Genomic DNA, 26,151 nt, shown 5'->3' on the forward strand with positions numbered 1-26,151 from the left:
TGACCGGCCAGTTTAGAACTCTTCAAAACAAGATAAGCCTCGAAGGCCTGTCAATCAAGGGCAATCGAGATCAACTCAGCGCATCGATCTCGTCATCGGAGAGTGCGTCGGGAATTACCGTGACCGGAATCGGAAACGCAGCACCACGGCCGGCGATGGATGTTACCAGCGGCCCGGGACCATCCTTGGCCGAGCCTGCGGCCAGCACCAGAATTGCAATATCCTGATCTTCCTCGATAACCGAGTGGATTTCCTCGGTCGTCTTGCCCTCGCGGATGACCACTTCGGGATCAATGCCGATGATCTGGCGCATTTTTTCGCTGGCCTTGGCGAGGGTGGCTTCCGCCTCTTCCCGCGCTTCAGCGCGCATGATTTCCTCGACACCCAGCCAATGCTGGAAGTCTGCGGGTTCGATGACATAGACCAGAACCAGACCGCCGCCGGAATTGTGGGCGCGCATGCCGGCGTAGCGCATGGCGCGCTCGCATTCCGGGGTGTCGTCTATGACGGCGAGAAATTTGCGCCGGTGTCCGGCTTCGCGTGAGAGTCGTCTTGATACCATGGGGCGGACAATGCCATCAGAGCGGGCTTTTCCGCAAGACCGTTTTTTGCACCGTCCACGAGCATGCCACAACGCCGTGCATTCAGGTGAGCGCACGGCGTTATAAGCTATTGAATTTTATTCGGTATTTACAGAAATCCGATGATTTCGCGAACGTCAGTCATGGTCTTCTCGGCCAGGACATTGGCCCGCGCGCTGCCATCCTTGAGGATCGCATCGATGTGGCTAGGGTCGTCCATCAGCCGCGTCATCTCCGAGGTGATGGGGGCGAGCACCTCGACGGCAAGCTCGACCAGCGCCGGCTTGAACTCCGAGAATTGCTGGCCGGCATATTCCTCAAGCACATCCTTGCGGGTGCGGTCGCTGAGCGCCGCGTAGATGCCGAGCAGGTTCTGCGCCTCAGGCCGGCCCTCAAGCTCTTCCAGCGTTTCGGGCAAAGGTGCCGGATCGGTCTTGGCCTTGCGGATTTTCTTGGCGATGGTGTCGGAATCATCCGTCATGTTGATACGCGACAGATCAGACGGATCTGATTTCGACATCTTCTTCGATCCATCGCGCAAGCTCATGACTCGCGGCGCCGGACCTCCGATCAGGGGCTCGATCAAGGGGAAATAGCCCGAGACCTTCTCCTCGCCAACCATCATATCGATGCCCAGACCGGCATCCGAAATGCGGGAGGAGAAATCATTGTTGAATTTCTGGGCGATGTCGCGGGCCAGTTCGAGGTGCTGCTTCTGGTCATCGCCAACCGGCACATGGGTGGCGCGGTAAAGCAGAATGTCAGCCGCCATCAGGCTCGGATAGGCGAGCAGGCCGAGCGAAGCCTTTTCGCGATCCTTGCCGGCCTTGTCCTTGAACTGGGTCATGCGATTCATCCAGCCGATGCGGGCGACGCAGTTGAAGATCCAGGCGAGTTCGGCATGGCCGGGAACGGCGGACTGGTTGAAGACGATGTGCTTGGTTGGATCTATGCCCGACGCGATGAAGGCTGCGGCAATGGAGCGGGTCTGGGTCTTGAGATCCTCATGCACCAATTGCGCGGTGATCGAGTGCATATCGACCACGCAGAACAGGCAGTCGTGCTCCTCCTGCAGCGCCACGAACTTGCGAATGGCTCCAAGATAATTGCCAAGATGAAGATTGCCGGTGGGTTGAACACCGGAGAAGACCAGCGGCTTGAAAGTGGCGGACATGATAGGCTCCCGGCAGGCTTGTGGAGGGCCTGCATTCCTCGTTGAAATCGGGCGGGGTTATGCGGCTGCGGCGGTATGAGGTCAAGCCCAATCCGCCGCCAAGCCGCCGTTTCAGCTCTTCTTGCTGCGCTTGAGCAAACGGGCGAACTCGGCCCGGTTGAGCGCGCCGGTGGCAAAGGCAAAGCCGAAATAGACCACGCAAGCTGCGGCGATCGTCATCAGAACGGTTGCCAGACGAACCAGCAGGCTGGCATCGAGCAGCCAATGCGGGAATGTGGCTTTGGTCCACCACAGCAGCCCACCCATCAGCGCCGCGCCAATGACAATGAGCCCTATACGCCTGATGGTAACGGCGGCAGGCCGGAACAGATCCCGCGAAAACAGTTGCTGGCCAAGATAAAACACCGAGATCCAGCCGGCCAGACTGGTGGCGATCGCCAGCCCCATCACGCCAAGACGCGGAAACAGAACCAAGCTGCCGACGATGTTGATGACCACAGAGACCACTGAGGCCTTCAACGGTGTACGCATGTCCTCGCGGGCGTAAAACACCGGGGTGAATATCTTGGACAGCACGAATGCCGGCAAGCCTATGGAAAAGGCTGCAAGCACGGAGGCTGTCACAAGCGTTGTTTCACGGGTAAAGGCGCCACGTTCAAACACCAGGGCGATGATCGGTTCGGGCAGCAGCGCCAGTCCTACGGCGGCGGGAACAGTGATGGCCAGACCGAATTCGAGACTGCGATTTTGCAGATATTTCGCTTCCTTCATGTCGCCAGCCTGCAGCGCTCGCGACAGTTCGGGCAGCAGCACAACGCCGATGGCAATGCCGATCACCCCGAGCGGCAACTGGTTGAGCCGGTCGGCATAATTGATGATGGCGATGGCCCCATCCTGGGCAGAGGCGATGATCTGGCCGATCAGCAGGTTGATCTGGGTGATGCCGCCGGTCACTGCGGCTGGCAGCGCCAGCCACAGCAATCGCTTGACCGCAGGTGTCAGTCTTGGCCGGACAAAGCCGAGGCCAAAGCCTTCCCGCTTGAGCGCCCAGACCAGAAGACCGAGCTGCAGCAGTCCCGAGACCGTCACAGACCAACCCAGAACCTCGCCGATGATCGGCGCCGACAGGTCCAGATATCCGGCCGCGACGAGGCTTGCGACCAGAACCACATTGAGCAGCACCGGGGCCAATGCAGCGAGGAAATAGCGCCGCAGCGAATTGAGAATGCCTGCCAGCATCGCCACCAGGCTCATCGCGGCGAGATAGGGAAACATGATCCTTGCGAGCAGCACGGTAAGCTCGAATTTTTCCGGGTCATCGGCAAATTTGGGCGCAATGACGGTGCCTACCAGGAACGGCATGAAGATCATCGCCAGGGCGCTGATTGCAAACAGCGACAGCAACAGCACCGACAGCACCTGCTCGGCGAATTTTTTCGCTGCCGCCGGGCCGCCGCCTTCGATTTCCTTGGCGAACAGCGGCACGAAAGCTGCGTTGAAGGCGCCTTCGGCAAACAGCCGTCGAAACAGGTTGGGAAAACGGAAAGCTGCATAGAATGCGTCGGCGACAGGCCCGGCGCCCAAGAACCCGGCGATCATCGCCTCGCGCACAAAGCCCAGAACCCGACTGGCCATGGTGGCGCCGCCGACGCTTGCGAATTTCCTGATCAGGCTCATGCTGGCTTATCCGTGGTTGCGAGAGCGCTTCATGGCTGGATGGCAGCCGCTAGGCCGGGGTCCGGCCGCGGCGGGTGGAGCCTTGCGGCGCGATCATACCTGCAGGCATCTTGTCGCGCACTTCGTCCTCTTCCTTGGCGAGCACCGCCTTGAGCCTTGCTGCGATGTTGATCTGACGGGTCTCGCTGGTAATTTTCATGCCGACCAGATCCCGCACATAGAAGGTGTCCACCACCTTCTCGCCAAAAGTGGTGATATGCGCCGAAGCGATGTCGAGCGAAAGGTCCGACAACACGGATGTGACTTCGGACAGCAATCCGGTGCGGTCAAGGCATTCAAATTCGATCACCGTGAACTTGTTGGACAGCGTGTTGGAAATGGTAACCTGGGGCTTGACGATGAACGGCCGCACCTTGCGCCTGGCGCTGGTCTTGCGGGCGATTACTTCCGGCATGTGGGTCTTCCCGGCCAGCACATCCTCGATCATTCGGCCAATCGAGGCGCCGCGCCTGAGTTCATCCTCGTCGTCAGGCAGTTCGCGGTTGATCAGGATGGTGTCGAGTGCGCGCCCGTCGGATGTGGTGAAGACCTGCGCATCGGCGATGTTGGCGCCGGCAGCGGCGCAGGCGCCGGTGACGATGGACAAGAGCCGCGGATGGTCCGGCGACAGCAGCGTGATCTCGGTGATGGCGTGGAACGCGTGAGTGCGAATCATGGTGGCCAGTTGCTTTCCGGCCTTGTCGGTTTCGCGGATGAACTCGGCGTGACGCACCTGTTCCTCAAGCGGCACCGCCAGCAGATAGGGCTCGTAATGCAGTTTGAGATAGGCGGCGCGCTCCCGGTCGCTCCAGTCTGACAGCGCCTCGCCAAGCGCTTCGCGGGCGTGCGCCGTGCGCTGCTTGCGCGAGACTTCCGAAAAGCCGCCTGACAGCATCAACTCGGTTTCGTAATAGAGCGTGCGCAGAAGTTGACCTTTCCAGCCGTTCCAGACACCGGGACCAACGGCGCGGATATCGCACACCGACAGCACCAGCAGCATTTTCAGACGCTCCAGTGTGCGGACCTTTTCGCCGAAATCGGTGATGGTCTTGCGGTCATTGAGGTCGCGCGTCTGCGCCACCATCGACATGGTCAGGTGTTCAGAAATCAGCCAGACCACGAGTTCGGTCTGATTGGCCGACAGACCCAGCCGCGGGCACAGCTTGCGTGCCACCTTTGCACCGGCGGTGGAGTGGTCTTCCGGCCGGCCCTTGGCAATGTCGTGCAGGAACACGGCGACGTACAATGCTTCGCGTTCTTCGATGCTCGGCAACAGCTTGTTGGCCAGCGGATGCTCGCGCTCTTCATCACCCTTGTCGATGGCTGACAGCACCGAGACAGTGCGGATCAGATGTTCGTCGACGGTATAGTGATGGTACATGTTGAACTGCATCATCGCGACAATCTTGCCGAATTCGGGGATGAAACGGCCCAGAACTCCGGCTTCATTCATCCGCCTGAGAATGATCGCCGGCTGCCGCCTCGAGGTCAGGATCGACATGAACAGCCGGTTGGCTTCCTCGTTTTCGCGCAAATCGGCATTGATCAGCCGAAACGAGCGGGTGACCCGCTTGAGCGCGTCGGGATGGAACTCGAGCCCGCGGATATCGGCAAGATGAAACAGCCGGATGATGTTGACGGGATCGTTTTTGAATACATCCGCATTGGCAATGTTGATCCGGCCCTTGTCCTCGATGAAATCGAGTGTGCCGGGGATTTTGCGCGGACGGCTGGCAAAGCGGGTGATGACGCCGGTCAGACCCGGTGCCTGCTTGGCCTGCTGGTCTTCGAGGCCGGCGCAGAAGATGCGGGTCAGGTCGCCAACGTCCTTGGCGACCAGAAAATAATGCTTCATGAAGCGCTCGACAGCGGACAGGCCGGGGTGATCCTGGTAGCCCAGGCCCGAGGCAATGTCGCGCTGAATGTCAAAAGACAGCCGCTCTTCGGATTTTCCGGTGAGAAAATGCATGTGGCAGCGCACCGCCCAGAGAAAATCCTCGGCCTTGACGAACAGGTTGAACTCCCGTTTTGACAGCACCCCGAGCCCGACAAGCTCCTTGGTGTCGCGGATATCGTAGAAATATTTGGCGATCCAGAACAAGGTGTTGAGATCGCGAAGGCCGCCCTTGCCTTCCTTGACATTGGGTTCGACCAGATAGCGCGTATCGCCGGCCTTGCGGTGACGTTCATCGCGCTCGGCAAGCTTGGCGGCGATGAATTCCGGTCCGGTGCCCTCCACCACTTCCTTGTCGAAGCGGTCGGCCAGATTGGCAAACAATGTGCGCTCGCCGCACAGGAACCGCGCTTCAAGAATGGCGGTGCGGATGGTCATGTCGGAGCGCGACAGCCGGATGCATTCATCGACATTGCGGGTGGCGTGGCCGACCTTCAGTCCCATGTCCCACAAAATGTAGAGGATCCACTCGACCACCTGTTCGGTCCAGGCGGTGTTCTTGTAGGGCAGCACGAACAACAGATCGATATCGGAGCCGGGCGCCAGGGTGCCACGGCCATAGCCGCCGACAGCGGTGACTGTCATGCGTTCGGAGGTCGAAGGATTGTCGACGCGGTAGACATGGATGCTGGCGTAATCATACAGCGCCGACGTGATGACGTCCTGCAGATGCGAGATCCGGGTGGCGCAGGCAGTGCCGCCGCCGTCTTCGAACAGCATGGTGCGGGCGGTTTCCCGACCTTCGGCATTGACGCGCTTGACTTCGGCCAGCACCGCCTGACGGGCCTCCAGGCTGGCGCCGCCGTGCTCGGCTGCAATCGCGTCGAGGGCTTGCCGCAACACCGCCGGATCGACAATCTGGTTGAGATTGAGGCTGTCTTCGGCGGTTTTCAACATGCTTCGGGGTCCTGGTCGCTGTCAGTGATCACGCTCGGCGCGCCAAGCGGGGCTGCTATAGCCTGTTTCGCGCCGAAACGACAGTCCGCGCCACGAGGCTTTGCCGGGACCGGACGGTCAGGTGGCAATCCGTTCGATGAACCAGTTGGTCAGCCGGGTCCAGACCTCGTCCTTTTCCGCCGCATCCTCGACGCCGTGCTCGAGATTGGGATTGTCGTTGACCTCGATGACAAACACGCCGTCATCGGTTTCCTTGAGATCAACGCCATAGAGCCCGTCGCCCACCGAACTGGCGGCGCGCAGGCCAGTGTCGAGAACCAAGGGCGGCACCTGCGCCAGCGAAAACGACTTGAAGCCGCCTTCCAGCGGCTTGCCGCCGGTGTCGTGCTTGACGATCTGCCAATGCTGCTTGGCCATCAGATATTGCACGGCGAACAGCGGTTTGCCGCCAAGCACGCCGATGCGCCAGTCGAAACTGGTCGGCATGTATTTTTGCGCGATCAACACCTCGGAATCATGCAGCCAGGCGCCGGCCAGCGCCTTGAGCTCCGCCATCGAGGCAACCTTCTTGACGCCTCTGGAGAAGGAGGAATCGGGCACCTTCAGGACCATTGGAAAGCCCAGAAGATCGGCGGCGCGCTGGAAATCCTCAGCCCCGATCAGCATCACCGTGTCGGGCACAGGAATGCCGTTGGCCGACATCAACTCGTCGAGATAGACCTTGTTGGTGCAGCGGATCATCGACACCGGATCATCGATCACCGGCATGCCTTCCTGCTGGGCGCGGCGGGCGAAGCGATAGGTGTGGTTGGAGATCGAGGTGGTTTCGCGGATGAACAGCGCATCGAAATTGGCCAGCCGCGGCAGGTCCTTGCGGGTGATCGGTTCCACTGACACGCCCATCCGCGCGGCGATCCGCGACCAGTGCTTGAGACTGGAGATCGAAGATGGTGGCAGCGCCTCGTTGGGATCGACCAGGGTGGCGAAGGAATAGCGCGCCGGCGCCCGGGATTTTGCGTCTTTCCACTGCCTCGCGGTGTAGCGCGCCATGGCCTGAAACAGTGCTTCGCGACCTTCTTCATCGAGCTTGCCAAAAGGCAGCAGAGCAATCTTGGAGATCGAGACCCAGTCTCCCTGCTTCAGCGTGAGCTCGAGAATGGGGGCGCGAAACCAGTCAAACAGCAGCCGGCCGAAGCGCTCGAGCCGCGGGTCGGTGCTGGTGCCGAAAAACACCCGCAGCCGCGACGGCAGCGGATCGCCGCCCTGCTCCCGCAGGCTCTTGTTGAGCGAATCCTCGAGTTCAGGAACCGCATTCTCGTAAAGCTTGCGCGCCGACAGATCGATGATGGTCTCGACCGACGGAATCACCCGCTGGCCGCGGGCAGCCGCCAGCAGCGAGGCGTAGTAACCGCGGCTCTGATAGGCATAGGAGCGCGACAGGTTGATGATATTGGGCCGCGCGCCACGAAACATTTCCGGCTTGGCCAGATAATCGCGGGTGGCGAGCACCTTGTGCTTGGTCGCGGTGTGGTCAAAGCCCGCCAGGGCGGTCGACAGAATGATCCAGTCAGACATGGAGCAGATTTCCCTTGATAAGGACTGCGGCGCGCAAGCCGGTACGGCCGAATCGGGCGATCCGGTCAAACACGGCATAGGGCACCGGGATATTGGCGGCGTCATCGGTGGTCTCGCCGACCTCGTCCTCGACCCAGGGATCATGAACGAAGATATGGCGACCGTCATCGCCATGGGCAAGCACCCAGTGCGGAACCTTCTTGCCCATCATCAGATAGCCGCTGACCAGGATGATGGCGACATGGCCCTCGGCCAGCCGGGCGCGCAACCAGTCAAGCGTGAACGCCTCGGAGTGCACCGGCGTGCCGGCCTCGGCAACGCGGGCGCGAAAATCGGTCTGCGCCAATTCCATGACCCGGCGTTTTTCCGGATCGCGCACGGTTTCGAGAAACAGCATGTCTTCGGTCGAGCACCAGACTTCCGGATTGAGCCCGTGTTCGCGCGCCACCATGGCCAGGCCGAAGGGTTCGCAGCCGCCCGGGCCTGCCAGCATGAACACGGTGGTGGCCTCGCGCCAGAGGCGGATTTCCCAGACCGGATCGAGAAAATTGGGCGAACGGTACCGGGCCAGCGCCATCAGCAGGCAGGCCGAGCCACAGGTGAAATCCGCAGTCTGTTCATAAAACGGGGTCAGCACATCCGGCGCTTCGGGCCCGCGCAACAATTTTTCGAACCGGAGCGCCGCCATGCCATCGGCATAATACTCCGCCACGCGGCCGATCCGGCGGTAAGCGGCATTCTTGTAAAGCGCAATCGCAGTTTCGTTGTCCTCGCGCACCTCGAGCCGCAGGAGAATACGGTCGTGATCCATGGCCGCGGCTTCCGCCGCCGCCAGCAAGGCCCTGCCATACCCCTTGCCGACATGGCCGGGGGCGACGGCCAGCGAATAGAGCCGGGCGAGTGCCGCACCGGCACGAAACAGGATCATGGCGTAACCGCAGACCTGACCATCGGTCTCGATGACAATGGTTTCGGCGGTTGGTCGGTCAATCAGCGTGCGGAAAGAGCGGCGGGAAATCCGGTCAGCGGAAAACACTGCGGTCTCGATGGCATCGAGCGCATCAATGTCAGAAATGGTGGCTGGGCGTATCCGCGGTGCGGACATGGAAGTTTCCGAAAAAACGAGTGATCACAGCCATTGGCGGCAAGCCTCTCAGGCGCGTGAATCATGGCTGATTTGTGTCGTTCTGTCACCGGGTCGAGATGAGATTTCCCGGCGGGATGCCAGACCCGATAGTGGACCAAAAAGTTGACGCGGATGACTTCCATCCCCACATGCCAACCCCCCGCCCGTGCAGACAAGGAAAAGCCAGCGATGATCATTGAAGCCGCAAGACTGAGTGGATCCAACCTGCTCTCATCCGCCTCGCGGTCGGTTCTGTTCAAGTCGCTCGGCCTGACCATCCTGCTGCTGATCGGGCTGTGGTTCGGGCTTGGCGAATTGTTCGCGATGACGGCGATGCCCTGGCTCGAAGCGTTGCTGCCCGGCCTGCCCGACTGGGCCGGATGGGCCGGCACCCTTGCCGCGATCATCGCCGGCATCGGGCTGGCGCTGGTGCTGGCCTTGTTCATAGCGCCGGTAACGGCGGCAATGGCGGGGCTTTATCTCGACGAAATCGCCGAGGTGATCGAGGCCCGGGATTATCCCGCTGACCAACCCGGTCGCCCAATGCCTCTCGGCCAGTCGATCCGGCAATCGCTGGGATTTTTGCTGGTGGTGGGACTGGGCAATCTGTTTGCGCTGGTGCTGCTGATCGTGCCCGGCATCAATCTGGTGGCGTTCTTCGTGGTCAACGGTTACCTGCTGGGCCGGGAATTCTTCGAATTTGCCGCGATGCGGTTCATGAGCCCGGCGGATGCAAAACGGCTCAGAGCCCGCAATAGCACCACAGTGTTCTTCGCCGGCCTGATCATCGCCGGCTTTCTCTCGGTGCCGCTCTTGAACCTGCTGACCCCGATGTTCGCGGCAGGCATGATGGTGCATCTCAACAAGATGATTGCGGCGAAGACGGGGGGATCTCCGGTCAGTGCCAGGCGCTAACGTCAGAGTCGATTAGGAAAAGTTAACGTTTGACCGTTTTGGGCGGGAAGCGTGAATTCGCCGCAACCGCGCAGAGGTTGTTTGAATTTGCAAAAAGCGGACATCCATCCAATGGGTATTCCTTCCGTGATGCTGCCTCGCCGCATGACCGCTCCGAGCCCTTCCGCGGCAAGGACGTCCATGCGGCCTTAGATGCAACGAGCCTCAGATACTAGTTTTACCCGGTATGACTAACCCGGATTACCGGATAGACTGATGTCAGCAAGGAGAGCGACATTAGCGTCCGAATTGGTATCCCAGTAGCTGTCGCAATCGCCTGCTCCGTCGCGGCCGGGAACGCAGAGGTTCTGTCTTGCGACGGTATTCCCGTAACCGTCAGCGCGCCGGACCTTGCGCTTGCAGAGCAAACCTGTCGGGCTGCAGCACACGCGGTGCCTCTCATTGCAGACTGCGGAGTGGTTATCTCTCAGTCGTTAGACATTGATGTTGCGGATGCAATTGCGGAAGCACCCGATTGCATGGGGATCTATCATTGCGGAGCAGGTAGAATTGAGATCCTTACGCCAGCATCCGTAGAGAGCCTTCGGCGCGACGATAGCGCCTTTAGCTCAATTCCCACGGAAACCTTTTTCGACAGCATCGTTGCACATGAACTCGCTCACGCTGCATATGATGCCGTGCCCTGTCCCTATTCCGACTGCCTGGTGACAAGCGAATACGTAGCCTACGCAATGCAGGTGTATTCATTACCGCCGCCGGACCAGAAGGCGTTTGCAGAGAATTTTGCCTTGGAAGACCGGGTAAGTCGATACAAGATCAGCGCTATCAGTCTCATGATGGCCCCTGACCAATTCGCGCGCAACGTCTGGGCTCACTTCTCTCAAAGAGAGGATGGCTGTGCTTATGTCGCGGATATGATGCGAGCTAACTTCTATCTCGACACCGAGCGGCCCTGACTATGGCTCACATTCGGCAGATCAGCCAAGTAGCACGTCTTCCAAGGGCCAGTAGCAGCGATCAGCAGCCAAGGCCACTGGAAATTGGCCGCCCCGCCGAACGGTGACTTCTTTCGCCGTGCCGAATTTGGTCCACCAAAAATGCTGCGTGATTGACGGATGTCAGCAATGCTGAAGCTGCAGCGCAGCATCTGAGAAGGTGACAGAGGTCCGCAACGGGCCGAAAACGACAACTCCACCAAGGGCGCCGGAACATTCACAGTCTTTTCGCGTGACTTAACGATGTCGGCGATGCCCTAGCTCTGATGCTGGCGCAGATCATTGCATCGGTGACGGCTGCGATGACCACTGCAAACCGGTCATTCGGATATGCCGCTTGAATCCATTCGGCGGAGCTCCGGATTCCCATTCTTGCTGGGTTTCATGCATGATTATTGCTTGCTTGGCTCTTTTTCCGTTCATCTCGCCACCAAAACCCTTCCATATTGCGCGTTCTGCGCATGTGTTTTCAGCTATCAAAGAGGAGATCGCGACAGGGGAGAATACCGATGAGCAATACAATGCATTTCCATCAATCCGTTGCCCGAGCGGCCTCTGACCACGGGGTCGATACGATGTTCGGGCTGATGGGTGACGCCAATCTGTTCATGGTCGACAGTTTCGTGCGCGACTGCGGCGGGCGGTTTGTGCCGGCTGCGCATGAGGGCAGTTCGGTGCTGATGGCGCTGGCCTACGCCCATGTCGCCGGGAAAATCGGCGTTGCGACAGTGACCCATGGCCCGGCGCTGACCAATTGCATGACTGCACTGACTGAAGGCGTGCGGGGCCATATCCCGATGGTGCTGCTTGCCGGCGATACGCCCGTGGCCAGCCCGCGCCACCTGCAAAGTATTGACCAGCGCGAACTGGTCAAGGCGACCGGTGCGGGATTTGAGCAGGTGCGGGCGCCTGAAACTGTGAGCAAGGATGTTGCACGGGCCTTCTACCGGGCCCAGGTCGAACGCCGTCCCATCGTGCTCAACATGCCTGCCGACTTCATGTGGGAAGAGGTGGAGCATCAGGTCGAGGTGCTCGACGTTTTCACCGCACCGGGTGGCGTGGCCGAAGGAGGAATTCTGGACGAGGCCATCGGCATGATCGCCTCGGCCCGCCGCCCGTTGATCCTGGCCGGTGGCGGAGCGGTTGCGGCGCGCGATCAGTTGATCGCGCTCGCCGACCGGCTGGAAGCGCCGCTTGCCACAACTTTGAAAGCCAAAGGGCTGTTTGGCGGCCATCCCTACAACATCGACATATTCGGCACGCTTTCCACGCCGGCCGCCTATGAGCTGATCGCCCAATCCGATTGCATCGTCTGTTTCGGTACCGGACTGCACGAGTTTACCACCGACCGCGGCAAGCTGATGAAGGGCAAACGGATCGTGCAGGTGGATATCGAACCGACCGCCATCGGTGGCGGGCTGCATCCTGACGCAGCCCTTGTCGCCGACGCGGGCCTCACCGCCGAGACCATTGTGTACTGGCTGGACCAGGCGGAGATCCCGGCGAGCGGCTTTACCCGCGAACTGGACATCAGGATGCTCACCGCGCATCCGGCGGGGACGGGCAAGGCCGCGGATGGTTTTGTGAACTTTGTTCACGCGCTGGAACGGCTCGAACAGGCTTTGCCGGGTGATCGTGTGCTGGTCACCGACGGCGGGCGCTTCATGACCGAAGTCTGGTGCCGCATCTCTGTTCCCGATCCGCAAAGCTTTATCTGTACCGTGAATTTCGGCTCCATCGGGCTCGGCCTGCAGGAAGCTGTCGGTGCGGGTCTCTCCGCGCCGGGCCGGCCGGTGGTGCTGTTTAGCGGTGACGGCGGTTTCATGATGGGCGGGATCAACGAGTTCAACACCGCCGTGCGGCTTGGGCTGGATCTCATCGTTATCGTCGCCAATGATTCTGCCTATGGCGCAGAGCATATTCAGTTTCTTGACCGGAAGATGGACCCGAGCCTGACGGAGTTCCACTGGCCTTCATTTGCCGGGATCGCCAGGTCACTTGGCGGTCAGGGGATCGAAGTGCGCTCAAACGCGGAACTGGAAACCGCGCTTGCAGCTCTCGAGACCCGCGAAGGTCCGGTCCTGATCGAACTGCGGCTCGACCCGCACGATGTGCCGCGCATGCGGACCTGACACGCGGACACGCTGGCCTCCCCCCGCACAACCTAAACCGGCAATTCCACCAGTGGCGCCGGGATATCGACGGTCTTTTCGGGTGACTTGCAGATGTCGGCGATGACGCAGCGTTCGCATTCGGGCTTGCGCGCCTTGCAGCAATAGCGGCCGTGCAGGATCAGCCAGTGGTGGGCCTGGAACAGATATTCGTCCGGGATGATTTTCAGGAACGCGGCCTCGACCTCGTCCGGGGTCTTGCCCGGTGCGATCTTCAGACGGTTGCCTATGCGGAAGACATGGGTGTCGACGGCCAGCGTGGGGATGCCGAACGCCATCGACATCACCACATTGGCGGTCTTGCGGCCGACGCCGGGCAGCGTCACCAGTTCCTCACGGGTGCGCGGCACCTCGCCGCCATAGTCATCAATTAGCTTCTGGCTCAGCGCGATGACGTTCTTGGCCTTGTTGCGATAGAGCCCGATGGTCTTGATGTAGTCACGCACCCGGTCTTCGCCGAGCGCCAGCATTTTCTCGGGCGTATCGGCAATGGCAAACAGCGCCCGTGTCGCCTTGTTGACGCCGACATCGGTGGCCTGCGCCGAAAGTGCTACGGCGACCACCAGCGTGAACGGATTGACGTGCTCGAGTTCACCCTTGGGTTCGGGCCGCTGGATTGAAAAGCGCCGGAATATCTCGTGGATTTCTTCCGAACTGTAGGGAATTTTCTTGCGGCGCGCAGCCGGCTTGCGCGGGGTGGCCGGCTTGGCACGCGCTGGCTTTTCTGCCGCCGTGGCAGACACAAGCGACACTTTGGCAGGTTTTGGGCTCTTGGGCTTTTGCATTCCATCCCTATAATCATTGTCAGGGGGCAATGGCAAACAAAGCAGGATGGAGGCCGGCGCGCATGAATGACGAACCCTTGTTCGAAGCTGTGCTGAAACCGTACCGGTCGCTGGGCCGCACCGGTTTCGTGATCCTGATGAGCATCGCGACAGTGATCACGGCTGTGCATATGGTCATATTCGCCAAGGTCGGCGCCTGGCCGGTGTTTGCGTTTTTCGGGCTCGACCTGGCGCTGTTGTTCGGCGCCTTCTGGCTCAGCTATCGCTCCGGACGGACGCGCGAATTGATCCGCCTGTCGCGCACCGATCTGGAGGTGCGCAAGGTCGCGCCTTCGGGACGGACTGTCGATCATCAGTTCAACCCGTTCTGGACCCGCTTCAACATCGCCCGCCACGACGAGATCGGCATCACCGACATGTGGATCAGCGGTCAGGGCCGACAGACCGATGTTGGCTCGTTTCTCAACCCCGACGACAAGGAGAGCTTTGCCAGCGCTTTCCAGCGGGCGCTGGCGACAGTGAAGAAACGCTAGACGGATTTTTGCGCGTTGGCGCGTTTCGGGTGGCGGGGCACGGCGGCGCGTGGTTGAGTGCGATCATGACATGCAGCAGCGGAGATTTGGGTGTTTGATGAAACGCCCGGCGCTGCAGGGAGCCAGACCATGAATGTGACCGCACAGCTTGACCGCGACATCACCCCGCAAGGCGACGACTATGATCTCGTCCGCAAAACCATCGAGCGGATTTCTCTGGATTACCGGGCGCAGCCATCACTGGAGGACATTGCGTCCGATATCGGCGTGGCGCCGGGACGCCTGCAAAAGACCTTCAGCCGCTGGGCCGGACTGACGCCGAAAGCGTTTTTGCAGGCCGTCACGCTGGATCACGCCCGCCGGTTGCTCGGCGCCGAGGGTCTGCCGCTGCTCGACGCGAGCTATGAGCTGGGCCTGTCAGGCCCGGGGCGGCTGCATGATCTGTTCGTCACCCATGAAGCCATGAGCCCGGGCGACTTCAAGACCGGTGGCGCGGGACTTGAGATCTCTTACGGCTTTCACCCCTCGCCGTTTGGCACGGCTGTGGTGCTGGCGACCGAGCGCGGCTTGTGCGGGCTGGCATTCGCCGATCCGGGCGAGGAAGCTGCATCGCTTGTGGACATGAGCCAACGCTGGCCCGGTGCAAAATTGACGCAGAACCAGGACGCCACCGCACCCTATGTGGGCAGGGTGTTTTCGCCCGACCAATGGCGCGCCGACAAGCCCCTGCGGATTGTCATGATCGGCACGGATTTTCAGGTGCGGGTCTGGGAAGCGCTGTTGCGGATTCCGCTCGGGCAGGCCTCGACCTATCAGGATGTGGCGCGCGCCATCGGCAAGCCGTCCGCCTCACGCGCGGTGGGCGCCGCAGTTGGACGCAACCCGATTTCCTTCGTGGTGCCGTGTCACCGGGCGCTGGGCAAATCCGGCGCGCTGACCGGTTATCACTGGGGGATCACCCGCAAGCGGGCGATGCTCGGCTGGGAGACCGGCTGCGCGCAGTCGGGTTCGGCATAACGGTCGGTGCTAGGGGCACTTACCCCCCTCTGTCACCTACGATGACATCTCCCCAGCAAGGGGGAGATTGGAGGCATTAGCACCTAAGTTGAGGCTCAGTGCGCCTTGGACATATCGCCCAGAACTTCCTTGGACGCGACAGTGGAATCGGCGTTGAGCTTGTAGACCATCGGCACGCCGGTGGCGAGATTGAGCTTGACGATCTCTTCGCGTGACAACCGGTCGAGAATCATCGCCAGCGAGCGCAGCGAATTGCCATGGGCTGCGACAAGCACGGTCTCGCCGCGCAGCACGCGGGGCAGGATCTCGGTCATGTAATAGGGCCAGACGCGGGCGCCGGTGTCCCTGAGGCTTTCGCCGCCCGGAGGCGGCACGTCGTAGGAACGGCGCCAGATGTGAACCTGCTCCTCACCCCATTTCTTGCGAGCGTCATCCTTGTTGAGACCAGCCAGATCGCCGTAATCACGTTCATTCAGCGCCTCGTCGCGGATCACCGGCAGATCGGTCTGGCCAATGCCTTCCATGATCAGGTCGAGCGTATGCTGGGCGCGGATCAGAACCGAGGTGAAAGCGACGTCGAATTTAAGGCCTGTGTCCTTGATGGCTTGCGCGCCAGTCTTGGCTTCTTCAATACCGAGTTCGGTGAGATCGGGATCCTTCCAGCCTGTGAACAGGTTTTTCAGGTTCCATTCGCTTTGGCCGTGGCGGACAAGCACGAGTGTTCCGGACATGATGATTTCCTTTGTTCAGGCGGTTTGGATTAGTGGTCAGTCAGACCAAGCACGTCGAGCATGGAGTAATAACCCGGCTTCTGATGCCGTGCCCAGAGGGCTGCGCGAACGGCGCCGCGGGCAAAGATCGAGCGGTCGGTAGCCTTGTGGCTGAGTTCGATGGTTTCGCCTTCGCCGGCCAGAATCACCGAGTGCTCGCCGATGACAGATCCGCCGCGCAAGGTGGCAAAGCCGATTGTGCCTGCCTCACGTGCACCGGCGTGGCCGTCGCGGACCCTGACCGAATGGTCTGCGAGCGCAATGCCGCGCCCTTCAGCGGCGGCCTCGCCCAGCAATAATGCCGTGCCCGACGGCGCGTCGACCTTGTGGCGGTGATGCATTTCCAGCACCTCGATATCCCAGTCGGCAGCCTCCAGAGCCTTGGCAGCCTGGCGCACCAGCACCGAGAGCAGATTGACGCCGAGGCTCATATTGCCCGACTTGACGATGCGGGCGTGACGGGAAACGGCCTCAAGCCGGGGCTCGTGGCTCTCATCCATGCCGGTGGTTCCGATGACGTGGACAATGCGGGCCTGGGCGGCAAGATCGGCAAATTCCAGCGTCGCGGCGGGTGCGGTAAAATCAAGCACGCCTTCGGCCTGGGCAAAGACCGGCAGCGCATCATCGGTGATCAGAACTCCGTTGGGGCCGAGACCGGCCAATTCGCCAGCATCGCGGCCAAGCGCCTCTGAGCCGGGCCGTTCGACGGCGCCGACCAGATGCACGCCGTCAATTTCGGCGATGGTGCGAATCAGCGACTGGCCCATGCGGCCGGCAGCGCCCACCACGATAAGTCCCATGCTGTCGGATGCTGCGGTCATGGCTTGCTTCCTTCTGCTTCCGTGTCGGCTGCAACGGGTGTGCTCGGCCGAGCCATCTCGCTAAAGGCCTGAAGCCGCGCGTAGAGCCCGTCCTTGGTGGCGCTGAGATCGGCATGGTTGCCGACTTCCACCACCCGGCCGCCCTGCATGACGACAATGCGGTCGGCCTTGGCGATGGTCGACAGCCGATGAGCGATGACCAGCACCGTGCGGTTTTTCATGGCGCTTTCCAGCGCGCTTTGCACCGCAGCCTCGGATTCATTGTCCAGCGCCGATGTCGCTTCATCGAGCAGCAGGATCGGCGCATCGCGCACCAGAGCGCGGGCGATGGAAATCCGCTGCCGCTGGCCGCCGGACAGATTGACACCATTCTCACCGAGCAGCGTGTCGTAGCCCTGAGGCTGCGTCAGAATGAATTCATGGGCATTGGCCAGCCGTGCGGCGTCCTCGATTTCGGCGTCGGTGGCATCAGGCCGCGCATAGCGCAGATTGTCGCGTATCGAGCCCTCGAACAGCCAAGCCTGCTGCGAGACATAGGCGATCTGGTGACGCAACGATTTCTTGGTGACTGTGGCGATGTCGACACCGTCGATCAGCACCTGTCCCGAGGCGGGATCATAAAACCGCGGCACCAGCGAAATCAGCGTCGACTTGCCAGCGCCCGATGGACCAACGACCGCCGTCGTCTTGCCGGCTTCGGCGGTAAAACTCACGTCTTGGAGAACATTTTCACCCTTGCCATAGCCAAATCCGACGTTGCGGAACTCGATCTTGCCGCGCGGGACCGCTATGTCGGTTGCCTCTGGCCGGTCACCTTGGGTGGGTTCCTGATCCAGAATCTCGTAAATCATCCTGGCGTTGACGACCGCGCGTTCGAGGCTGATCTGCAGCCGCGCCAGCCGCCGCGCCGGATCATAGGCCAGAAGCAGCGCGGTGATGAAGGAGAAGAAAGCGCCGGGCAAAACATCGCCATAGATCGAGCGGAACGCCGCATAGGCGATGACGCCGGAGATCGCCAGACCGGCCACTGTTTCGGTAAGTGGCGACGTGCGCTCGGTCAGACGGGCGATGCGATTGGAGCGGCCCTCGGCAGCCTTGATCAGTTCCGCCGTGCGGGCGCTGATCTGCTCTTCCATCGTAAACGCCTTGACGATGGTGATGCCCTGCACCGTTTCCTGCATGGCGGAAAGCACGCGGCTGTTGAGATCGATCGATTCGCGCGTCGCGCTGCGAAGCCGCTTGGAGATGTAGCGAAGCGCAATCAGCACCGGCGGCGCACCGATAAAGACAATGATCGAAAGGATCGGATCCTTGGTCACCATCACCGCCAGCAGCGCGATCAGTGTCAACAGATCGCGGGCAAACGATGTGATCGTCAGGTTCATCACGTCGCGGATACCGGCGACATTCTGGGAGATCTGGGCAGCGATCTGGGCCGAGCGGGTATCGCCGAAATAGCCGACGCCGAGGCTCATCAGATGGTCGAGCAGGCGCTGCTGATAGCGGGCGACAAGATTGTTGCCGACCTGCGCCAGCGCCACGGCCTGTCCGTAGGATGCACCCCCCCGGATCACGAAGGCGGCCAGCACCGAGCCGCAGATCAGCCAGATCGCATCGGCATTCTTCTTGGCAAAGGCCTCATTGATGACCGCTTCCATGATCCAGGCCATGAACGCCGTGGACGCAGCGACCAGAACCAGACAGAAAGCGGCAAACAGGTAGGTCTTGACGTAGTCACGGCCGTTCTCACGGATGATCCTGCGGATCATCGCTGTCAGCGACTCTACATCCTGCTTGATGTTTCTGCTGCGCGCCACGTTTCGTCATCCTGTCAAGCGATCCGCAATGGCCGCCATGTCTCGATCATGCAGGAGAACCCTGCCCTGTTCATCGCGGCTCTATAGCCGGTTGAAACCGCTTTGCCTATGCTTTCCAGCGGCGGCCTTCGGTCGAAACCCCAAAGCGCACGGGCGTGCGGGCATAGGCCGCAAGGCCCGACAATGCCGCCAGTGGATGGGTGATCACGAATGTCGGAATCATCCGGAGTATGGCTGAATGCGGCGCCTTGTCCTCGAATGCCTGGCGGAATCGCGGCTGCTTGAGCGCCGGGATGATTTTTTGGGCGATGCCGCCGGCCAGAAACACGCCGCCACGCGCCATGAAGATCAGCGCCATATCGCCAGCCACCCGGCCGAGATAAGTGACAAACAGCTCTATCGTCTCCACCGCAGCGGTGTCCGATCCGGCGGCCCAGCGTGAAGTCACCTCCGAGGGGGTGGCTGCTGCCGGCTTGACGCCATTGGCCTGGCACACGGCGCGGTAGATGTTCATCATTCCACGGCCGCACAGCAATTGCTCGGCGGAAATGCGGCCCTCGATCGGTTCGTAATGCGGAAACAGCTCGAAATCCCGGGCCGAACGCGGACCAATATCGACATGACCGCCTTCGCCGGGCACCGGAAACCAGGTGTGACGCGCATGAACGAGGCCTGCGACACCGAGGCCGGTGCCGGGCCCAACCACGACGCGCGACGAGGAGTCGCGGATTTCGCCGCCGCCGATCTGTTCGAGATATTCCGGTCCCAACGATGCCGCAGCCAGGGCCTGGGCTTCGAAATCATTGATCACCACCACGTCTTCAAAGCCCAGGTCGCGGATCATCTCCCTGGGCCGGATCACCCAGTCGCAATTGGTCAGGTCGATCTCGTTGCCCTTGACCGGACCAGCCACCGCGAGAATGGCCGAGCGCGGCTGCAGCGAAGTCTTGTCGAGCACACCGGACTGGATCGCCAGGTCAATCGTCACAAAATCAGCGGTGGCGATGATCGGAAATTCCTTTGGCTCCGCATTGGCATCCACCAGAATGGCGAAACGCGCATTGGTGCCGCCGATATCACCGATCAGAATCGGAAATGCGATGGTGTGGTCGGTGTCAGTGGACATGGGTCGGATCCCTGTTTGGCGGCGGGCCCCAAGGGCCCTGGCAGAATGAATGTTGCCGTCTACCTGAGTGCTTTGAGCAAGGTTTCGGCAGTGGCGCGGTTGAGCGACATGGGAATATCGTAGACGATTGCCAGCCGCATCAACGCCTTCACATCGACATCATGCGGCATGGCGGTCAGCGGATCGACAAAAAAGATGACAAGGCCCACCTCGCCGGTGGCAATCATCGCGCCAATCTGCTGATCACCGCCCAATGGACCGCTCTTGAGCCGCTTGATTTCAAGGTCGGGGCAGGCCTCGGCGATGCGGCTGCCGGTGGTTCCGGTCGCGACAATCGGAAACCGCGACAGGGCCTGCTGATGCGATCTGGCGAATGCGGCCAGATCGTCTTTCTTCTGGTCATGCGCAATCAACGCAACGGCTTTGTGAATGGTCATGGCGGCCCGGGATTTGGCGAAATCAGGCATTGGCAGCCAATTCCGTCGTTTCAATCGATTTGAAGGTCCATTCTATAGCCGTTCCGCTTTGCAAGCGAAAGATGCGGAAGGTGAATTTTGGATGACAGCCGACTGTTGGAGCTTCAGTTTGTGGGCCGGGGCACCGGCACTGGAATTTGGCCTGGCGATGGCAGTGGTGCAAATCCGGAAGCCATGATGGCGGCAGCCGCGTTGGCCCTGGCGATGTTGCCGATCGGGTCGGCGGTTCCGAAGGTGACCTGGGCTTCCGACGCGGGCCCGGGCGCCGAGGCGACCATGGCGCAGGCCGACGGCAGATCGGAGATCTGGATCTCACGCTTTTTCGGCGTGGGCTTGTCGTCCTTTTTCGGCTTGGCCGGCGCCCAGGGCTCATCGGTAAACCACCAGGCCAGCGACTTGTCGCATCCCGAGCTTTGCGACGGCGGGTTTTGACTGCGACACCCACTGGCGCCGGGCGGGCATTTCATGCGGATGTGAAAATGATAGTGGTGGCCGTAATAGGGTCTGAGTTTGCCCATCGCCGAACGATCGCCTTTCCAGGTGTCGCAGAGCTTTTTCTTAATCCCGGGATGGATGAAAATGCGCTCTACTTCGGGGTAGCTCGCCGCCCGCATCAGCAAACGTGCATGTGCCGGGGTCCAGATCTTGTCATCGACATAGAGCGTGTTGGTCTTCAGCATCGACGTGGCCGACAGGTTTTCGCGTTCCGTCACCGACAGGGTGCGGCCCGGCATCGGTGTCAGCCAGACATCGGCATCGAGCCCAACCTGGTGCGACGCATGGCCCGACAGCATCGGACCGCCGCGCGGCTGGGAAAAATCGCCGAACAGAAGTCCGGGCCAGCCATCCTTGGCCGCAGCCTCTCGCGACAAGCGCTCGACAAGAGCGATCAGATCCGGGTGACCCCAGCGGCGGTTGCGCGACGGCCGCATCGCCTGCCATGTCGGACCGTCGTTGGGAATTGCCATGCCGCCGGCCAGACAGCCCTTGGAATAGAACCCGATCGGGCTGGCGGGAAGCAGGGCGGGGAGTTTCGCCGCTCCGAAAATCTGCTTGGCGGGCTGGTCTGCCTGAGCAGTGGTCAAGGTAGCGGCGCTTCCGGTGGCCACAATCAATACCGCACCGATCATCCGGCGTGCAAGCTTGCCATAGTGGCTGATGCTGTTCATCTGGCTCCGACTCCCGGTCCTGCTCGCCTGCCGTCCGGCGCAAATCACCTCGGGCGAGTTTAGTGCTTTTCGGGACGCGAGGGAATCGATTTGAAACGGACCGGCGCCATGCCCGCAACCTGTTGCAGGCTCAGGGTCAGGCTTAAGGACTGATGCGGTAAAGCTGCAGCGGCGAGTTTTCTGTCCCGGCAACAGGTGCTAGCCAGTCCGGTACAATGCCCTTGTCCAACTGCGCATACAGTCCGTCCGGCGCCACGGCCGCAACATTCGATATCTCGCCATCGCTCTTGCAAAAGGCGAGCACGGTAACGCCGGCGCCGCGCAGAAACTTGACCGCATCCGCCGGTGTTGCCATTCCGGCATGCAGTTCCGTGAGCATGCCGCCCTGATTGCGGTGGTAGGGTGCGGCTATGGCACGATGCGAGGTAAAGCGCAGGATATGCGCGCCCAGATTGGACGGCCCGGCGACAACGCCAACAGGCTCACGCGCCAGAGGTGCCATGGCAGCGGCGTCGGTGCAGAGATTTTCCTGCTGCGTCGGCAAACTCCCGACTTCCTCGCCGTTCACCTTGTTGACCCCCATAGACAGCAGCGCACCGGACAAGGCCCAGACGAAGGGTACGGCGGCAAAGGCGGAGCCTGCAAAGACCAACCCCTTGCGCAGGTTTTTCGGGTCGGCGTTGGATCGCTGCCGCAACTCGGCCACCAGCGCGGCAAACGGGATAGCCGAAAGCATGTTGGAAAACACCGCGCCACGGACCTGAACAAGGGCAATGGCCCAGGAGACGGCCAGCAGCGCCAGCAACACACCATGAGCATGAACATTGCGACCCTGGCGAATGCGGTGCGCGCACAGCACCATGGCCAGCACAGGAACCGTATAGAAACCGCCGGCCGTCCACGGTTCGGCGCGCAGTTGCGAGACTATCGACTGGGCTTCGGTGACATTGTTGAGCCACATGCTGACCAGCAGCGGGTCAAGCGTCGCCAGAGGATTGCCCAGGCATTGCGGCGCAATCAGCAGCGTGAAGCCGATGGTGGCGGCGCCAACACCGCCCAGGGCAGCAAGGCGTGTCACAAAACTGCGCCCGGACACTGCCGAAACCACGAGAAAGAACGCCCCGGCGCCGACAACGCCCAGCGAATAGAACCCTGTCGACAAGGCATCGCAGGCCACCAGTCCATACTGTGCCGGTGGAACGGTAAGGAAGAACACGGCCGTCAATGCAGCAGCCATGGCAAGCGCGAATGCTGCAGCAGCGGCTTTCATGTCTTCGCCGAGCCAGAGCCATTGCACCGCCACGATGGCTGCGACAATGGCTATATGCGGCGTGGTTTCGGCCCCGATGGCAATTGCCAGCGCAGCGGCCACGCCAGCCAGCGCATGGGCAAACGGTGGGCGTCCCGGCAGAATCAGGCAAGCGGCGATGGTGGCAATCAGCCCTAGTTGAACATTGTGATGGTCAATCGATCCGGGCTGAAACCGGTTGATCCCGAGCACGAACAGAAACGCCAGCACGAGGCCGATGAGGCGGCCGGAGGGCCCGCCCAGAATGGCGCCACCCAAAGCCAACGCGTACAACACCGGCAGTGTGGTCAAAAGCGGCCAGACAAATAGCGCCGTTGCCTCTGCCATGACCGGGCTCATAAACAGGGAGAAAAACATGATCAGATTGGCAATCGGAAGATCGATCAGCCGCGACCAGTGCATCAAGGTGCCGCTCTCGAGACCGAGCCGGTATTGCATAAGGTCAAACCAGCCCTGGCCGCCGAGCAGGTCGCGCACCTCGACCAGACGCATCACATCGTCATTGTCGGCGCCGACATAATCGACGTAGGAACTGAAATGCATAACCACGGTCAGGGCGACCAGCAGCACAAAAGCCAGCAGAACCGGGCGATGCAGCGGAGCCAGCGGGCTGAGGCTACCGGAGCGGGGCGCAGCGGCGGCAGATGTGGGGCCGATTTGGCCGGCGACCGGGTTACTCTTGAACAACAGGAACTCCAACGCACACTTTCTTGGGTGAACTCAACTTAGCCTTAACCTTCTCAAGAAATAGTAAAGCCACGGGCGAAGGCCGCCCGCAGGCAACGGTGATTTCCATGACAGACGGTTTGTTCGAAGGCCTCGACATCGCGGTGCTTTTGCCCTGCTACAATGAAGCGGCGACCATCGGCGATGTCGTCGCCGGTTTCCGCGCGGCAATTCCCTCGGCCAAAATCTATGTCTACGACAACAATTCAACGGATCAGACCGCTCTGCGCGCGGCCCTTGCCGGGGCCATCGTGGTGCGCGAGCCGCGCCAGGGCAAAGGCCATGTGGTGCGCCGGATGTTCTCCGACATCGAGGCCGACATCTATCTGATGGCTGACGGCGATGGCACCTATGCGCCGGCCGATGGCCCCGAACTGATCCGCACCATGCTGACCGAGCGTTGCGACATGGTTGTCGGCACCCGGCGCGGCGTCACCGATGATGCCGGCCGCCGTGGCCACGCCTTCGGCAATTCGATCTTCAATGGTCTCTACAAGTCCATCTTCGGCAATGATTTCTCCGACATCTTTTCGGGCTACCGGGCATTTTCCCGCCGTTTCGCCAAGAGCTTTCCGGCCGTCTCCGACGGGTTTGAAATCGAAACGGAAATGAGCGTGCATGCTTCGGTGCTGAAACTGCCGGTGACCGAACTGGCGCTGGATTACGGACGCCGGCCGGAAGGATCGCATTCCAAGCTCTCCACCTTCGGCGACGGCGCCAAGATCCTGTGGATGTTCGCCATGCTGATGAAGGAAACACGACCATTCACATTTTTCAGCTATCTCAGCGTCATCACGCTCGGGGTGTCGATGATGTTCATGGTACCTGTGCTCAACGAGTATTTCCTCACCGGCCTGGTCACCCGGATGCCGTCGTGGATGCTGGCCATGGCGCTGATGATGATGGCACTGATGATCTTTGCAGGCGGCGTCATACTCGATTCGGTGGCACGCGGACGGGCAGAACAGAAGCGCTTTCACTACATGTCGATTGCGCCGATACGGCTTGATCTTACCAATGCTGTGGCGCAAGACGTGCGAGCAAATGCACAAACCGGTTCCCTGACAGCCGAAACCGAAAGCCGAAAACGCGCTACATGAGAAAAATTGCTTTCTTCCTGTTCGCAGGTGCCGTGGGATTCACCGTGGACATGGGCGTGCTTTGGATGTTCCTGGATTCGGGACTTCTGGACCCGTTCAGCGCACGCATTCTGGCAATCGGGTCGGCCATGCTGAGCACCTACGGGATCAACAGGACTTTTACCTTCGGCGCATCACACCGCAAGGTGGCCGCCGAAGGCGCGCGCTATGGCAGCGTCGGCATCGCATCGGCGCTGCTCAATTACTCCGTCTATTCGGTAGCGCTGATCTCCCTGCCCGGCATCTCGCCTTACCTGGCTCTGATACTGGGCTCCGCTTCGGCGACGGTGTTTTCCTATCTGGGCTATTCGCACTTTGTTTTCGGGGCAAAAAAGTAGTCGGGCTACACCGTTTCCCAGCTATCATGCTTGGCGGCGCGATAGACCGCATCGATGAGTTTCTGGTTGAGCACTGACTGCTCCAGAGTGAACACCTCATCATCGCTGCCACCAACCTTGCGGACAAAGGCTTCGGCCTGAAGCCGGTACTGCCGCACGCCGCCAAAGCGGAAAGTGGTGGCCTCGTCATGGCCGCGCCGTTCCAGCACCACCCTCGGATGGCCGTAATCGCCGGAATTGAACGGCGCGGTGACTTCGATGTAGCCATCCTCGCCGTGGAAAACCATCAGTTGGCGCGCCGCCATCTGGGTGGAGCAGTAGAAGCTCATGGCGAAATCGCCGAAATCGGCATTGATGTTGGCATAGCGGTCGGTTCCGAAATCCGGATCGAACTCGACGCTGGCCTGCACCCGCAGCGGCTCCTTGCCAGTCGAAAACCGGGTCACAACCGTAGGGTAGACGCCGATATCGGGCAGTCCGCCGCCGCCGAGCGCAGCATTGTTGCGCATGTTGGACGGATCGGTGTTGAAATAGGAGAACGCACCCTGGACATGGCGCAGGCGTCCGATGGCGCCCTCGGCAATCAATGCGCGGACCTTGTGCCATTGCGGGTGGTAGGTGACCATGAAGGCCTCGCTGACCAGTACATTGGCCGCGTCGCGGGCGGCAATCAGCGGCGCTATCTCGTCGGCATTGAGAGATATCGGCTTTTCGACCAGCACATGCTTGCCGGCCTTTGTCGTCTTGATCGCCCATTCAATGTGCTGCGAAGTCGGCAGCGGAATGTAGACGCCGTCGACATCGGGTGAGGCCAGCAGTTCCTCGTAGGAGCCGAAGGCCAGCGGCACGCCAAAGCGGTCGCAGACAGCACGGGCGCGGTCATGATCGCGGCTGGCAATGGCGCTGACCACGGAATTCTCGGCATCCTGGAATTGCGGGATGACGTGATCGCGGCCGATCTTGGCGGTCGACAAAATTCCCCATCGAAACATGATTTTCTCCCACTATTTCGCTCTGTGCT

Annotated in this window: 22 protein-coding genes; 7 read left to right on the top strand and 15 right to left on the bottom strand. The window is 60.9% G+C overall.

What is annotated here, in order from left to right:
* Positions 1–70: 70 nt before the first annotated feature.
* From IMCC20628_RS19360 to IMCC20628_RS19385, 6 genes are all read right to left on the bottom strand, one after another.
* Complete coding sequence (locus tag IMCC20628_RS19360; RefSeq protein WP_047031562.1) at positions 71–562, bottom strand: universal stress protein; 492 nt, start codon at positions 560–562, stop codon at positions 71–73.
* 128 nt (positions 563–690) lie between these two features.
* The gene (gene trpS, locus IMCC20628_RS19365; protein ID WP_047031563.1) at positions 691–1,755 is read right to left on the bottom strand and encodes a tryptophan--tRNA ligase; all 1,065 of its coding nucleotides are present in this window, start codon (positions 1,753–1,755) and stop codon (positions 691–693) included.
* 111 nt (positions 1,756–1,866) lie between these two features.
* Positions 1,867–3,432, bottom strand: coding sequence for a murein biosynthesis integral membrane protein MurJ (murJ, locus tag IMCC20628_RS19370; RefSeq protein ID WP_047031564.1), 1,566 nt, complete (start codon positions 3,430–3,432; stop codon positions 1,867–1,869).
* Positions 3,433–3,481: 49 nt separating this feature from the next.
* Positions 3,482–6,322 (bottom strand): [protein-PII] uridylyltransferase, encoded by a 2,841-nt coding sequence (locus IMCC20628_RS19375; RefSeq protein WP_047031565.1) that lies wholly within the window; start codon positions 6,320–6,322, stop codon positions 3,482–3,484.
* A 117-nt stretch (positions 6,323–6,439) separates the two neighbouring features.
* Positions 6,440–7,897 (bottom strand): RimK family protein, encoded by a 1,458-nt coding sequence (locus tag IMCC20628_RS19380; protein WP_047031566.1) that lies wholly within the window; start codon positions 7,895–7,897, stop codon positions 6,440–6,442.
* The gene (locus IMCC20628_RS19385) at positions 7,890–9,002 is read right to left on the bottom strand and encodes a GNAT family N-acetyltransferase/peptidase C39 family protein (protein WP_047031567.1); all 1,113 of its coding nucleotides are present in this window, start codon (positions 9,000–9,002) and stop codon (positions 7,890–7,892) included. The genes IMCC20628_RS19380 and IMCC20628_RS19385 overlap by 8 nt, the downstream gene beginning before the upstream one ends.
* Before the next feature lie 210 nt (positions 9,003–9,212).
* On the opposite strand from IMCC20628_RS19385, the gene IMCC20628_RS19390 reads away from it, so the two are divergent.
* The 3 genes from IMCC20628_RS19390 (at position 9,213) to IMCC20628_RS19405 (ending at position 13,065) form a co-directional block, all read left to right on the top strand.
* Positions 9,213–9,938 (top strand): sulfate transporter family protein, encoded by a 726-nt coding sequence (locus IMCC20628_RS19390; protein ID WP_047031568.1) that lies wholly within the window; start codon positions 9,213–9,215, stop codon positions 9,936–9,938.
* Positions 9,939–10,456: 518 nt separating this feature from the next.
* Positions 10,457–10,894, top strand: coding sequence for a hypothetical protein (locus tag IMCC20628_RS19400; protein WP_052766557.1), 438 nt, complete (start codon positions 10,457–10,459; stop codon positions 10,892–10,894).
* A 548-nt stretch (positions 10,895–11,442) separates the two neighbouring features.
* Positions 11,443–13,065, top strand: coding sequence for a thiamine pyrophosphate-binding protein (locus tag IMCC20628_RS19405; protein WP_047031571.1), 1,623 nt, complete (start codon positions 11,443–11,445; stop codon positions 13,063–13,065).
* A gap of 32 nt (positions 13,066–13,097) precedes the next feature.
* On the opposite strand, the gene nth is transcribed toward IMCC20628_RS19405, so the two are convergent.
* Positions 13,098–13,889: an endonuclease III gene (gene nth, locus IMCC20628_RS19410; RefSeq protein ID WP_082128241.1), complete on the bottom strand. Its 792-nt coding sequence runs from the start codon at positions 13,887–13,889 to the stop codon at positions 13,098–13,100.
* Positions 13,890–13,951: 62 nt separating this feature from the next.
* Between nth and IMCC20628_RS19415 the strand changes: the two genes are divergently transcribed.
* Together IMCC20628_RS19415 and IMCC20628_RS19420 are read left to right on the top strand one after the other, a co-directional pair.
* Positions 13,952–14,422 (top strand): DUF2244 domain-containing protein, encoded by a 471-nt coding sequence (locus IMCC20628_RS19415; protein ID WP_156174586.1) that lies wholly within the window; start codon positions 13,952–13,954, stop codon positions 14,420–14,422.
* A gap of 129 nt (positions 14,423–14,551) precedes the next feature.
* Positions 14,552–15,439, top strand: coding sequence for a bifunctional helix-turn-helix domain-containing protein/methylated-DNA--[protein]-cysteine S-methyltransferase (locus IMCC20628_RS19420; RefSeq protein ID WP_047032787.1), 888 nt, complete (start codon positions 14,552–14,554; stop codon positions 15,437–15,439).
* A 95-nt stretch (positions 15,440–15,534) separates the two neighbouring features.
* Here the strand turns inward: IMCC20628_RS19420 and IMCC20628_RS19425 are convergent, their stop codons facing one another.
* The 7 genes from IMCC20628_RS19425 to IMCC20628_RS19455 all read right to left on the bottom strand — a co-directional run bounded on the left by IMCC20628_RS19425 (position 15,535) and on the right by IMCC20628_RS19455 (position 23,614).
* The gene (locus IMCC20628_RS19425; protein ID WP_047031573.1) at positions 15,535–16,170 is read right to left on the bottom strand and encodes a 2,3-bisphosphoglycerate-dependent phosphoglycerate mutase; all 636 of its coding nucleotides are present in this window, start codon (positions 16,168–16,170) and stop codon (positions 15,535–15,537) included.
* A gap of 29 nt (positions 16,171–16,199) precedes the next feature.
* The gene (dapB, locus tag IMCC20628_RS19430; protein WP_047031574.1) at positions 16,200–17,030 is read right to left on the bottom strand and encodes a 4-hydroxy-tetrahydrodipicolinate reductase; all 831 of its coding nucleotides are present in this window, start codon (positions 17,028–17,030) and stop codon (positions 16,200–16,202) included.
* Positions 17,027–18,799, bottom strand: a complete 1,773-nt coding sequence (locus IMCC20628_RS19435) for an ABC transporter ATP-binding protein (RefSeq protein ID WP_047032788.1) — start codon at positions 18,797–18,799, stop codon at positions 17,027–17,029. The genes dapB and IMCC20628_RS19435 overlap by 4 nt, the downstream gene beginning before the upstream one ends.
* Positions 18,800–18,953: 154 nt before the next feature.
* Positions 18,954–19,973, bottom strand: a complete 1,020-nt coding sequence (locus IMCC20628_RS19440) for a glucokinase (RefSeq protein ID WP_047031575.1) — start codon at positions 19,971–19,973, stop codon at positions 18,954–18,956.
* A gap of 59 nt (positions 19,974–20,032) precedes the next feature.
* A complete protein-coding gene (locus IMCC20628_RS19445) occupies positions 20,033–20,410 on the bottom strand; it encodes a methylglyoxal synthase (protein ID WP_047032789.1) in 378 nt (125 codons plus the stop codon).
* A gap of 143 nt (positions 20,411–20,553) precedes the next feature.
* Complete coding sequence (gene mepA / locus IMCC20628_RS19450; protein WP_245307965.1) at positions 20,554–21,579, bottom strand: penicillin-insensitive murein endopeptidase; 1,026 nt, start codon at positions 21,577–21,579, stop codon at positions 20,554–20,556.
* 181 nt (positions 21,580–21,760) lie between these two features.
* A complete protein-coding gene (locus IMCC20628_RS19455) occupies positions 21,761–23,614 on the bottom strand; it encodes a hypothetical protein (protein ID WP_052766558.1) in 1,854 nt (617 codons plus the stop codon).
* Between the two features lie 107 nt (positions 23,615–23,721).
* Between IMCC20628_RS19455 and IMCC20628_RS19460 the strand changes: the two genes are divergently transcribed.
* Both IMCC20628_RS19460 and IMCC20628_RS19465 read left to right on the top strand, forming a co-directional pair.
* On the top strand, positions 23,722–24,753 hold the full coding sequence (locus IMCC20628_RS19460) for a glycosyltransferase (protein ID WP_047031577.1): 1,032 nt from the start codon (positions 23,722–23,724) through the stop codon (positions 24,751–24,753).
* Positions 24,750–25,130 (top strand): GtrA family protein, encoded by a 381-nt coding sequence (locus tag IMCC20628_RS19465; RefSeq protein WP_047031578.1) that lies wholly within the window; start codon positions 24,750–24,752, stop codon positions 25,128–25,130. Before IMCC20628_RS19460 ends, IMCC20628_RS19465 begins: the two co-directional genes overlap by 4 nt.
* Before the next feature lie 5 nt (positions 25,131–25,135).
* Here IMCC20628_RS19465 and IMCC20628_RS19470 read toward each other — a convergent pair whose 3' ends face one another.
* The gene (locus IMCC20628_RS19470) at positions 25,136–26,122 is read right to left on the bottom strand and encodes a Gfo/Idh/MocA family oxidoreductase (protein WP_156174587.1); all 987 of its coding nucleotides are present in this window, start codon (positions 26,120–26,122) and stop codon (positions 25,136–25,138) included.
* Between the last annotated feature and the right edge of the window lie 29 nt (positions 26,123–26,151).

The sequence above is a fragment of the Hoeflea sp. IMCC20628 genome (genome assembly GCF_001011155.1).
Classification (GTDB): Bacteria; Pseudomonadota; Alphaproteobacteria; order Rhizobiales; family Rhizobiaceae; genus Hoeflea.

What these genes read in the sequence shown, in the direction of transcription:
- IMCC20628_RS19390 (WP_047031568.1), top strand. Translation starts at nt 9,213, where the DNA reads ATGATCATTGAAGCCGCAAGACTGAGTGGATCCAACCTGCTCTCATCC.
- IMCC20628_RS19400 (WP_052766557.1), top strand. Translation starts at nt 10,457, where the DNA reads ATGGGGATCTATCATTGCGGAGCAGGTAGAATTGAGATCCTTACGCCA.
- IMCC20628_RS19435 (WP_047032788.1), bottom strand. Translation starts at nt 18,799, where the DNA reads ATGATCCGCAGGATCATCCGTGAGAACGGCCGTGACTACGTCAAGACC.
- IMCC20628_RS19440 (WP_047031575.1), bottom strand. Translation starts at nt 19,973, where the DNA reads ATGTCCACTGACACCGACCACACCATCGCATTTCCGATTCTGATCGGT.
- IMCC20628_RS19360 (WP_047031562.1), bottom strand. Translation starts at nt 562, where the DNA reads ATGGTATCAAGACGACTCTCACGCGAAGCCGGACACCGGCGCAAATTT.
- IMCC20628_RS19375 (WP_047031565.1), bottom strand. Translation starts at nt 6,322, where the DNA reads ATGTTGAAAACCGCCGAAGACAGCCTCAATCTCAACCAGATTGTCGAT.
- IMCC20628_RS19405 (WP_047031571.1), top strand. Translation starts at nt 11,443, where the DNA reads ATGAGCAATACAATGCATTTCCATCAATCCGTTGCCCGAGCGGCCTCT.
- mepA (WP_245307965.1), bottom strand. Translation starts at nt 21,579, where the DNA reads ATGATCGGTGCGGTATTGATTGTGGCCACCGGAAGCGCCGCTACCTTG.
- IMCC20628_RS19445 (WP_047032789.1), bottom strand. Translation starts at nt 20,410, where the DNA reads ATGACCATTCACAAAGCCGTTGCGTTGATTGCGCATGACCAGAAGAAA.
- IMCC20628_RS19380 (WP_047031566.1), bottom strand. Translation starts at nt 7,897, where the DNA reads ATGTCTGACTGGATCATTCTGTCGACCGCCCTGGCGGGCTTTGACCAC.
- IMCC20628_RS19465 (WP_047031578.1), top strand. Translation starts at nt 24,750, where the DNA reads ATGAGAAAAATTGCTTTCTTCCTGTTCGCAGGTGCCGTGGGATTCACC.
- IMCC20628_RS19420 (WP_047032787.1), top strand. Translation starts at nt 14,552, where the DNA reads ATGAATGTGACCGCACAGCTTGACCGCGACATCACCCCGCAAGGCGAC.
- IMCC20628_RS19460 (WP_047031577.1), top strand. Translation starts at nt 23,722, where the DNA reads ATGACAGACGGTTTGTTCGAAGGCCTCGACATCGCGGTGCTTTTGCCC.
- murJ (WP_047031564.1), bottom strand. Translation starts at nt 3,432, where the DNA reads ATGAGCCTGATCAGGAAATTCGCAAGCGTCGGCGGCGCCACCATGGCC.
- dapB (WP_047031574.1), bottom strand. Translation starts at nt 17,030, where the DNA reads ATGACCGCAGCATCCGACAGCATGGGACTTATCGTGGTGGGCGCTGCC.
- nth (WP_082128241.1), bottom strand. Translation starts at nt 13,889, where the DNA reads ATGCAAAAGCCCAAGAGCCCAAAACCTGCCAAAGTGTCGCTTGTGTCT.
- IMCC20628_RS19470 (WP_156174587.1), bottom strand. Translation starts at nt 26,122, where the DNA reads ATGTTTCGATGGGGAATTTTGTCGACCGCCAAGATCGGCCGCGATCAC.
- IMCC20628_RS19425 (WP_047031573.1), bottom strand. Translation starts at nt 16,170, where the DNA reads ATGTCCGGAACACTCGTGCTTGTCCGCCACGGCCAAAGCGAATGGAAC.
- IMCC20628_RS19415 (WP_156174586.1), top strand. Translation starts at nt 13,952, where the DNA reads ATGAATGACGAACCCTTGTTCGAAGCTGTGCTGAAACCGTACCGGTCG.
- trpS (WP_047031563.1), bottom strand. Translation starts at nt 1,755, where the DNA reads ATGTCCGCCACTTTCAAGCCGCTGGTCTTCTCCGGTGTTCAACCCACC.
- IMCC20628_RS19385 (WP_047031567.1), bottom strand. Translation starts at nt 9,002, where the DNA reads ATGTCCGCACCGCGGATACGCCCAGCCACCATTTCTGACATTGATGCG.